General features: G+C 71.2%; 11 protein-coding genes. 8 read left to right on the plus strand and 3 right to left on the minus strand.

Features of this window, described 5'->3' with window-relative positions:
- Positions 1 to 17: 17 nt before the first annotated feature.
- Positions 18 to 1,283: an amino acid deaminase gene (locus ACFVJQ_RS03710; RefSeq protein WP_385780660.1), complete on the plus strand. Its 1,266-nt coding sequence runs from the start codon at positions 18 to 20 to the stop codon at positions 1,281 to 1,283.
- Positions 1,284 to 1,293: 10 nt separating this feature from the next.
- Positions 1,294 to 2,919 carry an amidohydrolase family protein gene (locus ACFVJQ_RS03715; protein WP_385780663.1) on the plus strand — a complete coding sequence of 542 codons (1,626 nt, stop codon included), beginning with the start codon at positions 1,294 to 1,296 and terminating at the stop codon, positions 2,917 to 2,919.
- 19 nt (positions 2,920 to 2,938) lie between these two features.
- Here the strand turns inward: ACFVJQ_RS03715 and ACFVJQ_RS03720 are convergent, their stop codons facing one another.
- Together ACFVJQ_RS03720 and ACFVJQ_RS03725 are read right to left on the minus strand one after the other, a co-directional pair.
- On the minus strand, positions 2,939 to 3,865 hold the full coding sequence (locus ACFVJQ_RS03720; RefSeq protein WP_385510894.1) for a serine protease: 927 nt from the start codon (positions 3,863 to 3,865) through the stop codon (positions 2,939 to 2,941).
- Positions 3,866 to 4,049: 184 nt separating this feature from the next.
- Positions 4,050 to 4,781: a hypothetical protein gene (locus ACFVJQ_RS03725; protein WP_385780666.1), complete on the minus strand. Its 732-nt coding sequence runs from the start codon at positions 4,779 to 4,781 to the stop codon at positions 4,050 to 4,052.
- Positions 4,782 to 4,907: 126 nt separating this feature from the next.
- Here ACFVJQ_RS03725 and ACFVJQ_RS03730 point away from each other — a divergent pair, with 126 nt between their 5' ends.
- From ACFVJQ_RS03730 to ACFVJQ_RS03755, 6 genes are all read left to right on the plus strand, one after another.
- Entirely contained in the window at positions 4,908 to 6,119 is a 1,212-nt protein-coding gene (locus tag ACFVJQ_RS03730; protein ID WP_385510897.1) for a pyridoxal phosphate-dependent aminotransferase, read from the plus strand.
- 101 nt (positions 6,120 to 6,220) lie between these two features.
- Complete coding sequence (locus ACFVJQ_RS03735) at positions 6,221 to 6,637, plus strand: hypothetical protein (protein ID WP_385510898.1); 417 nt, start codon at positions 6,221 to 6,223, stop codon at positions 6,635 to 6,637.
- Between the two features lie 213 nt (positions 6,638 to 6,850).
- Positions 6,851 to 7,924 (plus strand): hypothetical protein, encoded by a 1,074-nt coding sequence (locus ACFVJQ_RS03740; RefSeq protein ID WP_385780669.1) that lies wholly within the window; start codon positions 6,851 to 6,853, stop codon positions 7,922 to 7,924.
- Positions 7,925 to 7,936: 12 nt separating this feature from the next.
- Positions 7,937 to 9,148: a toxic anion resistance protein gene (locus tag ACFVJQ_RS03745; RefSeq protein WP_385510902.1), complete on the plus strand. Its 1,212-nt coding sequence runs from the start codon at positions 7,937 to 7,939 to the stop codon at positions 9,146 to 9,148.
- A complete protein-coding gene (locus ACFVJQ_RS03750; RefSeq protein WP_385510903.1) occupies positions 9,145 to 10,686 on the plus strand; it encodes a substrate-binding domain-containing protein in 1,542 nt (513 codons plus the stop codon). The genes ACFVJQ_RS03745 and ACFVJQ_RS03750 overlap by 4 nt, the downstream gene beginning before the upstream one ends.
- Positions 10,673 to 11,296, plus strand: a complete 624-nt coding sequence (locus ACFVJQ_RS03755; RefSeq protein WP_385780672.1) for a hypothetical protein — start codon at positions 10,673 to 10,675, stop codon at positions 11,294 to 11,296. Before ACFVJQ_RS03750 ends, ACFVJQ_RS03755 begins: the two co-directional genes overlap by 14 nt.
- A 9-nt stretch (positions 11,297 to 11,305) precedes the next feature.
- On the opposite strand, the gene ACFVJQ_RS03760 is transcribed toward ACFVJQ_RS03755, so the two are convergent.
- On the minus strand, positions 11,306 to 13,036 hold the full coding sequence (locus ACFVJQ_RS03760; protein ID WP_385780675.1) for an Ig-like domain repeat protein: 1,731 nt from the start codon (positions 13,034 to 13,036) through the stop codon (positions 11,306 to 11,308).
- Between the last annotated feature and the right edge of the window lie 44 nt (positions 13,037 to 13,080).

The following is a 13,080-nucleotide window of genomic DNA, read 5'->3' on the forward strand; positions in this document are numbered from 1 at the left end:
TGATGAGGGAGGCCCCTATGGCCGGAGAAGCGCTCGCCCGCCTCGCCGAGGAACGCGTCGACCACCGCTTCAAGGGCCTCCCGCCGGATGCCGACGGGCTGACGGTCGGCGAGCTGGCCGCCCAGCGCCGCAACCTGTTCACCGACGGCTTCACCACGCCCGTTCTGGCCCTGTCCGCCGAGCACCTGGAGCACAACCTCGCGCTCATGGCGCGGTACGCGAGCCGGCACGGCCTCGCCTTCGCCCCGCACGGCAAGACCTCCATGGCCCCGCAGCTCTTCCACCGCCAGGTCGAACGCGGCGCGTGGGGCATCACGCTCGCCGTGCCGCACCAGGTGCGGGTGGCGCGGGCGTTCGGCGTCCGGCGGATCTTCCTCGCGAACGAGCTGGTGGACGCCGCGGCCCTGCGCTGGATCGCCGCGGAACTGGCCGCCGACCCGGACTTCCGTTTCATCTGTTACGTCGACTCCGTGCGCGGTGCGGAGCAGATGGCCGCCGCCCTGCACGGCAGCCCCCGTCCCGTGGACGTCGTGGTCGAGCTGGCCGCCGGCGACGGCGCCCGCACCGGGGCCCGTACGGAGGCGGAGTGCGCGGCGATCGCGGACGCGGTGGCGGCCGTGCCGGCCCTGCGTCTGGTCGGCGTCGCGGGCTACGAGGGCGAGGTGCCGCAGGCGACCCCGGAGCGGGTGCACGCCTGGCTGCGCAGGCTGGTGGCGCTGGCCGCGGACTTCGACAAGGCCGGACGTTTCCAGGGCCTGGACGAGATCGTCGTCAGCGCGGGCGGCAGCGCCTGGTTCGACGCGGTGGCCGACGTGTTCGCCGAGGTCCCCGAACTGACCGCCCCCGTACTGAAGTTGCTGCGCTCGGGCGCGTACGTCTCGCACGACGACGGCCACTACCGCAAGCTGACCCCCTTCACCCGCGTCCCGGAGGAGGGCGCCCTGGAGCCCGCGTTCCGCCTGTGGGCACAGGTCGTCTCCCGCCCCTCCCCCGAGCAGGCCTTCGTCAACGCGGGCAAGCGGGACGCGGCCTACGACCTGGACCTGCCCTTCGCCCAGGTGGTGCGCCGCGACGGTGTGGAGCGCCCGGCGACCGGCATCGAGGTCACCGCCCTGTCCGACCAGCACGCCTGGCTGCGCACCGCGCCGGAGGCGGATCTGGAGGTCGGGGACTGGCTCGGCATGGGCCTGTCCCACCCGTGCACGTCGTTCGACAAGTGGCAGCTGATCCCGGTGGCCGAGGCGGACGGCACGGTCGTCGAGTACATCCGTACGTTCTTCTAGGAGGCCCGGTATGGAAGACCTCGTCATCCGTGACGCGGACGTCGTGGACGGCAGCGGCGCCCCCGCGTACCGCGCCGATGTGGTGGTGAACGACGGCCGGATCGTGTCGATCGTCCAGGAGGCAGCGGCGGCGGGCTGTCAACGGCCCAGCGCCATGAGGGAGTTGGATGCCGAGGGCCTGGTGCTCTCCCCCGGCTTCATCGACATGCACGCACACAGCGACCTGGCGCTCCTGCGCGACCCCGACCACAGCGCGAAGGCCGCGCAGGGCGTGACCCTGGAGGTCATCGGCCAGGACGGGCTGTCGTACGCCCCGGTCGACGACCGCACCCTCGCCGAGGTCCGCCGCGCCATCACCGGCTGGAACGGGTACGGCGACGACATCGACTTCGACTGGCGGTCGGTCGGCGAGTACCTGGACCGCCTGGACCGCGGGTTCGACGGCCGGGGCATCGCGGTCAACGCCGCGTATCTGATCCCGCAGGGCACGGTCCGGGCACTCGCGGTCGGCTGGGAGGACCGGGAGGCCACGCCGGAAGAGCTGGACCGGATGCGGCAGTTGGTCGCCGAGGGCCTGGAGCAGGGCGCGGTCGGCATGTCGTCCGGGCTCACCTACACGCCCGGCATGTACGCCGCGGACACCGAACTGACCGAGCTGTGCCGGGTGGTGGCGGCCCACGGCGGTTACTACTGCCCGCATCACCGCTCGTACGGCGCGGGGGCACTGGAGGCGTACGAGGAGATGGTGGCGCTGACCCGGGAAGCGGGCTGTCCGCTCCACCTCGCCCACGCCACCATGAACTTCGGCGTGAACAAGGGCCGCGCGCCGGAGCTGCTGTCCCTCCTGGACGAGGCGCTCGCCGCCGGGGCGGACATCAGCCTGGACACCTACCCCTACACCCCGGGCTGCACCACTCTTGTGGCGCTGCTGCCGAGCTGGGCGAGCGAGGGCGGCCCTCAGGAGATCCTGCGGCGGCTGACGGACGAGGAGAGCGCCGAGCGGATCCGCTACGACCTGGAGGTGACCGGCGCGGACGGCTGCCACGGCGTGCCCGTCGAGTGGGACACGATCGAGATCTCGGGCGTGACCGATCCCGCCCTCGGCGCCTATGTCGGCCGTACGGTCGAGGACTCCGCGGCGCGGCGCGGCGAGGCCCCCTGGGTCACCGCCCGCCGTCTGCTGGTCGAGGACCGGCTGGGCCCGACGATCCTCCAGCACGTCGGCCACGAGGAGAACGTGCAGGCGATCATGCGGCACCCGGTGCACACCGGCGGCTCCGACGGCATCCTGCAGGGCGCGAAGCCGCACCCGCGCGCGTACGGCACGTTCCCGCACTACCTCGGCCGGTACGTACGGGAGCTGGGGGTGCTGTCGCTGGAGGAGTGCGTGGCCCACCTCACCTCGCGCCCGGCGGCGCGGCTGCGGCTGCCGGACCGCGGGCTGGTCCGCGAGGGGTACCGGGCCGACCTGGTCCTCTTCGACCCGGCGACCGTCGCGGCGGGTTCCACCTTCGAGCAGCCCCGCACCCTGCCGACGGGCATCCCGCACGTGCTGGTCGACGGCCGGTTCGTGATCGAGGACGGCCGGCGCACGGACGTACTGGCGGGGCGGGCGGTCCGCCGCACTCCGGTGTGACCGCCCGCCCCTCGCATGCCTACGGCTTGGGCAGGGTGCAGCCGCTCGCCGACAGGTCGAGCTTGTTGTCGATCCCGAAGCAGGCGGCGAGCTGGTGGGTCTGCTGGGCGTAGTTGATGCCCTGGCGGACGGTGACGTTGCCGTTCGCGTCGACCTCGCAGGGGTTGTTCATCGTGCAGCGCTCACCGTCCGTGTTGCCGGTGTTGTTGACAGCGACGACGCGGCCGGTGCTCTGGTCGACGACGGGCGAACCCGACGTACCGCCGATGGTGTTGCAGGCGGAGGTGTAGCGGACGGAGTCCTTCCAGGTCCAGTCGGCCTCCTTCAGGCCGTACGCGAAGCCGTCTATGGAGCAGTTGTAGATCCGCTTCCAGTAGCCGGAGACGACGCTGATGGCGGTGCCGGCGGTCGGGCGCGTGTCGCTGAGCGTCAGGGGGCTGATGCCGTACGAGCTGCTGATCTGCGCGTAGGTCGTGGTGAGCTGGTAGATCGCCACGTCCGTGTCGGTCATCGTCGAGTAGGCGATCTTGTTGGCGCGCAGGGTCGCGATCCGCGAACCGGAGGAGTTCAGCAGGCCGAAGCTGCGGCTGGAGGCCTGGTCGACGACGACCTCGCCGGGGCCGGGGAAGCCGGACTCCAGGCAGTGGCCGTTGGTCATCACGAGCGCCGGGTCGTTGTCCTCGGAGTCCGGCATGCGGACGACGGAGCCGGAGCAGTTGCTGAGCGAGACGGTGCCGGCGAAGTCGACGGCCTGGGCCGACGGTGCGGTGAGCCGGGACACGCTCGCCGTGGCGGACGTGACCACGTCGTGGACCACGGACGTGATCGTGTCCGTGTCCGCGGCCGTGCTCGAGCCCGTGGGGGTGGGCTCGGCCGCGACCGCGGGAGTCGCGCCGGCCCCGGCTATCGCCAGGGCCGAGAGCGCGACGACGAGAGGTTTTCTCATGTGTGGGGGTCCCCTCTTGCGACGAGGGCGACCGGAAATCTTCCGGTCGCCCGCAGGTTTGTCATGCGCATTGTGAACAGGCGCACGCGAGGGGTACAAGGAGTTGTTTCAGGCCGGGGGCCGTTTCGCGCCGGACATCGCCGGATCTCCACGATCACCGCATGGGATCACCGCAAGGCGGCGACTACTTGGGACCCTTGGTGCCGCCCTGCCCGTGGCCGGGATTGTCCTTCGACCGCCCAGGGGGTGGGGTGGTCGTGACGGGAGCGGAGGTCGTCGTCGCGTCGGCGGTGGGGGACCCGGTCGAGGGGTCCTTCGTCGTCGTCCCGGCCGGGGCGGAGCCGCTCGCCGAGGGGGACGGGGCGGCGGACGCCGAGCCGGACGACTCCCCCGTGCCCGACGGGCCGTCGGTCCGCGCCGCGTCCGACGCCGAGGCCCGGCCCGGTTCCGTGGGCACCGCGGACTCCTCGGACTCCGCGGACTCCCCCGTCGTGGACCCCGTGCGGTCACCCTTGCCCTGGGTGCCGGACGGCGACCCCGAGAAGGAGAACCCGGCGATCAGCGCGGCCGCCGAGACGGCACCCACCGCTCCCGCGGCCACCGCCACGCGGCGCGAGCGCCAGGGACCGGGCTTGCGCCTGGCACGCCGACCGGAGCCGTGCCGGCGGGAGTCCGCACCGGCCCGGCCGGCTCCCCGGCCCTCGCCGATCACACCGCCCTCACCGCTCTCGCCGCCCGCGACCGGAGGCAGCTCGCGCGTCTCGTCGTACGCGTTCTGCCAACCGTGGGCGGCCGCCGGATCGGCGTACTCGTCGTACGCCGGCGACGGGGCGGCCTGCGGGTGGTACACGTTCGGCGGCCCCGCGGGCTCGTAAGGGCCGGTCGCCCCGTTGCCGTAGTGAGGTGGCGTGGACATGGCCGTGCATTCTAGGGACGGGAGGGGCTGGCGGGACAGCGTTCGGCGATAACCACCCAAACCGCCGCGTCTCATGTGGCGGAAAGCACGAGCCGTGCGGCGTTACCCCACCGTAAGCTCCCTGTCATGCAGGTGATCCAGTCGACGAAGCTCGCCAACGTCTGTTACGAGATCCGGGGCCCGGTACTCGAGGAGGCGATGCGGCTCGAGGCGGCCGGACACCGCATCCTCAAGCTGAACACCGGCAACCCGGCGGCCTTCGGCTTCGAGTGCCCGCCGGAGATCCTGGAGGACATCCTCCGCAATGTCTCCACGGCCCACGGCTACGGCGACGCCAAGGGCCTGCTGGCCGCACGCCGGGCGGTCGTCATGCACAACCAGACCCTCGGTGTCGAGACGGACGTCGAGCACGTCTTCATCGGCAACGGCGTCTCCGAACTGATCACCATGGCGATGCAGGGCCTGCTGGACGACGGGGACGAGGTCCTCGTACCGGCCCCGGACTACCCCCTGTGGACGGCGGCGGTCTCCCTCGCCGGCGGCACCGCGGTCCACTACCGGTGCGACGAGCAGTCCGACTGGATGCCGGACCTCGCCGACGTCGAGCGCAAGGTCACCGACCGCACCAAGGCGCTCGTCATCATCAACCCGAACAACCCGACCGGCGCGGTCTACGACGAGGCGATGCTCAAGGGCCTGACGGACATCGCCCGCCGGCACAACCTGCTGGTCTGCTCGGACGAGATCTACGACAAGATCCTCTACGACGGCGCCACGCACACCCCCACCGCGGCGGTCGCACCCGACCTGCTCACCCTCACCTTCAACGGCATGTCGAAGGCATACCGGGTGGCCGGCTACCGGGTCGGCTGGATGTCGATCTCCGGCCCGCGCGCCCACGCCGACTCCTACATCGAGGGTCTGACGATCCTGGCGAACATGCGCCTGTGCGCGAACATGCCGGGCCAGCACGGGGTCGTCGCCGCGCTGAGCGGACGCCAGTCGATCAACGACCTCGTACTGCCGGGCGGGCGCCTGCGCGAGCAGATGGACGTCGCCTACGAGATGCTGACGCAGATCCCCGGCGTCACCTGCGTCCGCCCCAAGGGGGCGCTGTATCTCTTCCCGCGTCTCGACCCCAAGGTCTTCAAGATCAAGGACGACCGCCGGATGGTCCTGGACCTGCTGCGCCGGGAGAAGATCATGGTCGTCCACGGCACGGGCTTCAACTGGCCGGAACCAGACCACTTCCGGGTCGTGACGCTCCCGACGGTCGTTGATCTACGGGACGCGGTCGGCAGGATCGGCACGTTCCTGGACGGCTACAGCCAGCACTGACGCTCACGCTGCGTGGACACCCGGCTCACTTTTGTGAACGGGCTCAACTTTAGACGAAATCCAAGCTAGGATGGCTTCTGCCGAACACAGGAGGCCATCCCATGTACGAGCCGATCCGCACCAAGTCGGTCCACACGACGATGGCCGGCACCACCGACTTCCCCCACCGGTCCCGTGAGGAAGAGCTGGACATCCAGCTCGCGGGCCATCTCGCGGCACTGCTCGCCGTCACCGACGAGCTGCGCGCGCTGGCCCCGTCCGCCGACCTGGACACCGCGGCCACCCGGCTCGCCGACCAGGTGGCCCGGCTGCGGGGAGGAGCCGCGCCGGCCCGCACGTCGGTGACCGCGACCGCCGCCGAACCCCGTCTCGCCGCCCTGCACCGACGCGCCCACACCCTCGCGGGCCGCGCCCTGGTCGTCGCGGCATCCCGCGCGGACACGGCGGCGGCGATCCTCACGGCGGAACGCATGGATGCGCATGCCGCTGCGCTCGAGCAGCGCACTGCGTTGGCTTGAGCGGCGGTCGTTTGTTGACGCCGGTTGATCAGTGCGGGGCGTCTGGGTGCGTTTCGCCGTTGGGCGGCTGGTCGCTTGGCGGCTGCGGGTTGTCCGTGGCTGATCGCGCCGTTCCCCGCGCCCCTTAGGGCGTTGCGCTGCCGGGACCGGTAAGTCACCGGTCGTTCACCCGTCTCGCCCGGGAACGTTGGGTTCCGGGAGCACGCTCCCGGCGTGAGACGTATCGCAGGTATCGTCCTCGCGGTTGTGCTGATCGGCGGAGTGGTGGCAGCCGTCGTAGCGGGCCGGGACAACGGGGACCAGGGCACGGCAACGAAGACCGTGCGGGCAGTGATCGGGTCGGAGAAGGCCGAGTTCTTCGCCGATCCGAAGGTGGTGGACGCCCTGGCCGCCAAGGGCTACACCGTGGAGACGGAGACGTCCGGCTCGTGGGCCATGGAGGGGCTGGACCTGAAGGGCTACGACCTGGCCTTTCCGTCCAGCAAGGCGCCGTCCGACGCGCTCGCCGAGAAGTACGACGTCCAGCAGCCGCTGCCGCGGCCCTTCTACTCGCCGCTCGTCGTCGTCGCGCATCGGGGCGCCGCCGAGGTGCTGGCCGCCAACGGTCTCGTCACCCTCGACAAGAACCACGGCACCCTCAAGATGGGCGCCTACCTCGACGCCGCCCGCGACGACCGCACCTGGCAGCAGCTCAAGGGGGCGGAGAAGTACGGCGAGTTGACCGGCACCCTCTACATCACCAGCACCGACCCCGTGACCTCCAACTCCGGTGCCCTCTACCTCGCCGCCGCCTCCTACGTCGACAACGACGGCCGGGTCGTCGCGAGCGACGCCGACGTCGAGCGGACCGCGCCCCTGCTGCGCAAGCTGGTCACCGTCCAGGGCGCCCAGCAGTCCAGCTCGGACGGCGCGTTCCGGGACTTCATCAGCGGCGCCGGCAACCCGCTCGTCCTCGTCTACGAGTCCCAGGTCGCCGCACTGCTCACGCAGGGCCAGGGCGTGGAGGACCTCACCGTCCTCTACCCGGACACCACCACGACCAGCGACCACACCGTCGTACCCCTCACCGGGGAGGGCCGCGAGGTCGGCGAACTCCTCTCCACCGACCCGGAGTTGCGCAAGCTGGCTGTCCGGCACGGGTTCCGTCCGCAGGGCGCCAGCGGCGAGTTCACGTCGGCCACCGCCGGCCACACCGACTACCTCAACCAGAAGCTGACCGGCGTACGGCAGGCGCCCGTGCCCACCTCCGCGGTGCTGCACGAGATGGCGCGCCGGGCGCGCGGATAGGGGGATCAGCAGATGACCGACCACAGCAGCAGCACCAGCCAGAACACCAGCCCCAGTCACGACGACACCTTCACCCTCATCCCGCCCGAGCCCGTCGCCCGGGTCCCGCGGGAGAAGGCCGGCGGGCTCGTGCCCGTCGACGACGGTGTCCGTGACGACATGGCCCGCAAGGCCTCCGACTACGTCGCCGGACTCGCCGCCCTCGACGCCCGCTCGCCCGAGTTCGCCGGCAAGGTCGGCGAGATCACCGCCCTCGGCGCCGGTGAGATGCGCACCGCGGCCGCGCAGTCCAACCGCATGCTGGAGCGGACCGTGCGGAGTCTGCCGTCCAAGGGCGGGGACGCGCAGTCGCAGGTGGCGGGCTCGCTCGTCGAACTGCGCAGGGTCGTGGAGGATCTCGATCCGCGTGATCTTCCCGCCGCCAAGGGGCGGAAGTTCCTGTCCCGGCTGCCGGGCGGCAACAAGCTGCGCGATCACGTGGCCAAGTACGCCTCCGCGCAGGGCACCCTCAACAAGATCGTCGGCTCGCTGCGCGGCGGGCAGGACGAACTGCGCCGGGACAACGCCGCGTTGCAGACCGAGCGGGTGCGGCTCTGGGAGACCATGGGCAAGCTCCAGGAGTACGTCGTCCTCACCGAGGCCCTGGACACGGCGGTCGAGCAGCACATCGCCGGTGTCGAGACGAGCGACCCGCAGGCCGCCGACTCGCTGCGCGCGGACGTTCTCTTCCCCGTCCGGCAGAAGCACCAGGACCTGCTCACCCAGCTCGCGGTGTGCGCGCAGGGCTACCTCGCCATGGACGTCGTACGCCGCAACAACGACGAGCTGATCAAGGGCGTCGACCGGGCGGCCACGACCACCGTCTCGGCGCTGCGTATCTCCGTCATGCTCGCCTCCGCTCTCGACAACCAGAAGAAGGTCGTCGACCAGGTCAACGCCCTGCGGGGCACGACGGAGGACCTGATCCGGGGCAATGCCGAGATGCTCGCCACGCAGTCCGGCGAGATCCAGCGCATCGCCGCCGATCCGGCGGTCGGCGCGGAGACGCTGCGCAACGCCTTCCAGCAGATCTATCGCACGCTGGACGCCATCGACACCTACAAGGTGCAGGCCACCGAGGCGATGGCCACGACCGTCGAGTCGCTGACCGCCGAACTCCAGCACGCCTCCGCCTACCTGGACCGCAGCCGCTCGCAGAGCGCCCTGGAAGGGGGCCTCTCATGAGACGCCCGCTCGCCCTTGCCATCGCGGCGCTGGCCCTGCTGACGGCCTGTACGACGGCCCAGGACGACCAGCCGGACGAGGACACCCAGGCCTACCAGCCCGGCACCCTGCGCGTCCTCGCCTCCAGCGAGCTCAACGACATGACGGACGTCCTGGACCGGGTCCGTGAGGACACCGGCATCACCGTCCGGCCCACCTACATGGGCACCCTCGACGCCGTCGACCTGCTCGCGCGGGGCAAGGCGGACGGGGCGTACGACGCGGTGTGGCTGTCCTCCAACGACTACCTGCGGCTGCGCCCGGAAGCGGCGAAGAAGGTCGTGTCGGAGACACCGGTCATGTCGAGCCCGGTCGCGATCGGCGTCAAGCCGGCCACCGTCAAGGCCCTCGGCTGGCAGCCGGAGGACGTCACCTGGTCCGATGTCGAGCGGGCGGTGCGCGACGGCGACCTCACCTACGGCATGACCGACCCGGCCCGCTCCAACTCCGGCTTCTCCACCCTCGTCTCCGTCGCCTCCGCCCTCTCCGGCGCCCAGTCCGCGCTCACGGACGCGGACGTGCAGAAGGCGACTCCCCGTCTGAAGGAGTTCTTCCGGGGGCAGCAGCTGACGTCGGGGTCGTCGGGCTGGCTGGCGAGCGCGTACGAGCGGCGCGGCACTGTCGACGCGCTGCTCAACTACGAGTCGATCCTGAAGGGCATCCCCGGTCTGACGGTGATCCGCCCCACCGACGGTGTCGTCACCGCGGACTACCCGCTCTCGTCCCTCGCCTCCGCGGGCGCCCCGGCCCGCGAGGACGTCCGCCGGCTGACCGAGGCCCTGCGCTCCCCGGAGATCCAGCGCGCGATCACCGACGGCACGCACCGCCGCCCGGTCGTCGCGTCCGTGCAGCCCGCGACCGGCCTGGACACCACCCGTCGGCGCGAACTGCCCTTCCCGGGCAGCCGGTCCGTGGCGGACGGGCTGCTCGACTCGTACGAGAACGAGCTGCGCCGCCCGTCCCGCACGGTGTACGTGCTGGACACCTCGGGATCGATGGAGGGCGACCGGCTGGCCGGACTGAAGAAGGCGCTGACCGGCCTGACCGGCGACTTCCGGGAGCGGGAGGAGGTGACGCTGATGCCGTTCGGGTCGGATGTGAAGAGCGTACGGACCCATGTCGTGGACCCGGAGGATCCCAAGACCGGGCTCGACGGGATCCGGCGGGACACCGAGGCGTTGACGGCCGAGGGCGACACCGCGATCTACACGTCGCTGGAGAAGGCGTACGAGCAGCTGAGGGCGGACCGTGACACGTTCACGTCGATCGTGCTGATGACGGACGGGGAGAACACGACCGGTGCGACCGCCGGCGACTTCGAGGACTTCCACGGTGCGCTCACCGGCGGCCAGAAGGACATCCCCGTCTTCCCCATCCTGTTCGGCGACTCCGACCGTTCCGAGCTGGAGCACATCGCCGAACTGACCGGCGGCCGCCTCTTCGACGCCCAGCAGGGCTCGCTGGACGGCGCCTTCGAGGAGATCCGTGGCTACCAATAAGACGGCTGCGAGCAAGGCGCTGGCGTATCTGGAGTCCCGCAAGAACATCGCCGGGAGCGCGTGCGGGTTGGTCGGCCTGGTGCTGACCTTCACGGGGGTGGCGGGACCGTACTGGGCCGTCGTCGTCGCCGGCCTCTACGGCGCGGGTGCGCTGATCGCCCCGCCGGAGCGGCCCGCGCCGCCCGACTTCCCGGACCCGTCGGCCCAACTCGACGAACTGCGGGGCGACTTCGAGAAGCTGCGCGGCTATCTCAGGGACGTCGAGCTGTCGGTCACGGCCACCACGCGGCTGCGTGAACTCATCGAGCTGCTGACCGCGCTGCTCGACCGCGGCTGGGCCGCCGAGCTGCTCGCGCACGACCCGGAGGGCGTGCACGTGCTGTCCCGCATCGTGCGGCGCGATCTTCCGGAGGCCGTGGACAGTTTCGTACGGACGCGCTGGTGGACGCGGATGGCGCCCGGCACCGAGTCGCCCGAGCTCCATCTGGAGCGGCAGCTGGGCCTGCTGAAGAAGGACACCGAGCGCCTGGCGGCGGGTCTGCGCGAGGTGGAGGCCCGCCGCCAGGAGTCCCACACCCGGTATCTGGAGGACCGGGGTGGGACTCACTGACCGGGCGGGTTACCGCCTGACGTACACCGTCGCCGAGGCGGACGACGCGGTGTGCAGGTCGTCGCCCGGCCAGCTGACCGTGTAGGTCGCGTCGCCCCGCGTGCGCGGCAGGTCGTTGACGGTGAACGTGCCGTCGGCGGCGACCGTCACCGACGACAGCGTGCCGGTGCCGAGCCGGTCGGTCCGCGTGACCTGGAGGACCGCCCGGTCGGGCAGGGCCTTGCCCTGGGCGGTGAACGTACCGGTGATCTCCACGCCCGTGCTCAGTGAGCCCTCCTCGGGTGCGGTGAGCGCGATCGAGGTGGGCGCCTTGCCGACGGACACCGTGGTGGTGATGTCCTCGGCGGGGCGGTGGGTCAGGTCGCCGAGGAAGGAGACGGTGTAGGTGGCGTCGCCGACGAGGCCGGGCTCGTCGAGGACGGTGAAAGTGCCGTCGTCCTTGACGGTGAAGGTGCCGAGGTCGTGGGTGCCGTTGGCGTCGGTCCGGGTGGCCTTGACCTTGAAGGGCTCGGCGGGTGCCGGGCCGTCCTGCTCCAGCTTGCCGCGCACGGCCAGCGGCTCGCCGGCGACGGCCTGGGCGGGGCTGTGGGTGAGGCCGCCGGTGAAGCGGGCGTCGTACTGGACAGCCGGGGGCTGGATGATGTGCAGCCAGTACTGGTTGCCGGCCGTGTTGGTGGTCACCGCGAACAGCCGGGAGCCGTCCGCCGACCACTCCATGCCGCGGGGCACGACCTTGTCGCCGTCGAGGCTGCCCTCGAAGACGAACTCCAAGGGGGCCGTCGCGTCGGTCGGGTCGGCGGGCTGCACCAGCAGGTCGGGGGTCGAGCCGGTGGCCGACGCGCCCCGCGCGATGTACTTGCCGTCGCCGCTGAAGGCGACCGAGCTGGCGGTGGCCCCGGACGGGAGCGCTTGGTAGCCGGTCGCCGCGTCCGACAGGTCGGCGGCGTTCAGCAGCCGGGTGCCGTACGCGGCGTCGGCGACGGCGACCTTGGCGCCGTCCGGGGAGAACGCCATGTCCTTGAAGTCCATGGCGCCCTTGCCCTCGCTGTCGGCGAAGCGGCGCGCGGCATTGCGTACGAGGCTGTCGCCGCTGGTGTCGAAGACCGTGACGAAGGGGTTGGCCGCGTTCGCGTTGAGCGGCTGGCCCATGAGCATCTTGTTGCCGGGGCCGGACTCCAGCTGGAGCTCGCCGTAGTCGTTCCAACCGGTGCGGGTGAGGGCGCCGTTGACGACCCCGTCCACGTAGGTACCGGCGGTGGCGCACTGGGAGACGTACTGCGAGTACGGCGTCGTGAAGTACAGCTGGCCGCCGGAGTAGGCGAGGTCACGCCCACAGGTGTCGGTGTTCGCGTAGGCGACGTGGGTCTTCTGGAAGGTGGTGGTGTCGTACGACTCGATCCGGTCCCGCAGACCGGCGTAGACCTTGGACCCGTCGGCGCTCAGGGCCAGGCCCGAGACATGGTAAGTCGTGGTGATCGTCGTGAGGCGTTCGCCCTGGAAGTTGTAGACGGCGATGGTGCCGCTGTTGCCGGAATAGCTGGTGTTGCTGTCCGCGACGAAGACCCGCTCATGAACGTTGTCGACGGCCAGCGCCGAGTACGACGAGATCGGCAGCTTGACCACGGCGTCCGAGGCCGCCGCGTGCGCAGCCGGTGCCGCGGCGACGGTCAGGCCGGTCCCGGCGAGAGTGGCGGCGAGCAGCGTGGCCGCCAGGCGTCTTGAACGGTGTGCAGTATTCAACTGTGCCCCCCACAGGCTGTGTTGGGTGACCACTGGATTCAGTG

It is taken from the genome of Streptomyces sp. NPDC127197 (assembly GCF_042672405.1).
In the GTDB taxonomy this organism is placed as follows: domain Bacteria; phylum Actinomycetota; class Actinomycetes; order Streptomycetales; family Streptomycetaceae; genus Streptomyces; species Streptomyces flavusporus.

Bases quoted from the DNA above. Each gene is read 5' to 3' on its own strand.
- ACFVJQ_RS03710 (WP_385780660.1), top strand. From the start codon at position 18: ATGGCCGGAGAAGCGCTCGCCCGCCTCGCCGAGGAACGCGTCGACCAC.
- ACFVJQ_RS03715 (WP_385780663.1), top strand. From the start codon at position 1,294: ATGGAAGACCTCGTCATCCGTGACGCGGACGTCGTGGACGGCAGCGGC.
- ACFVJQ_RS03720 (WP_385510894.1), bottom strand. From the start codon at position 3,865: ATGAGAAAACCTCTCGTCGTCGCGCTCTCGGCCCTGGCGATAGCCGGG.
- ACFVJQ_RS03725 (WP_385780666.1), bottom strand. From the start codon at position 4,781: ATGTCCACGCCACCTCACTACGGCAACGGGGCGACCGGCCCTTACGAG.
- ACFVJQ_RS03730 (WP_385510897.1), top strand. From the start codon at position 4,908: ATGCAGGTGATCCAGTCGACGAAGCTCGCCAACGTCTGTTACGAGATC.
- ACFVJQ_RS03735 (WP_385510898.1), top strand. From the start codon at position 6,221: ATGTACGAGCCGATCCGCACCAAGTCGGTCCACACGACGATGGCCGGC.
- ACFVJQ_RS03745 (WP_385510902.1), top strand. From the start codon at position 7,937: ATGACCGACCACAGCAGCAGCACCAGCCAGAACACCAGCCCCAGTCAC.
- ACFVJQ_RS03750 (WP_385510903.1), top strand. From the start codon at position 9,145: ATGAGACGCCCGCTCGCCCTTGCCATCGCGGCGCTGGCCCTGCTGACG.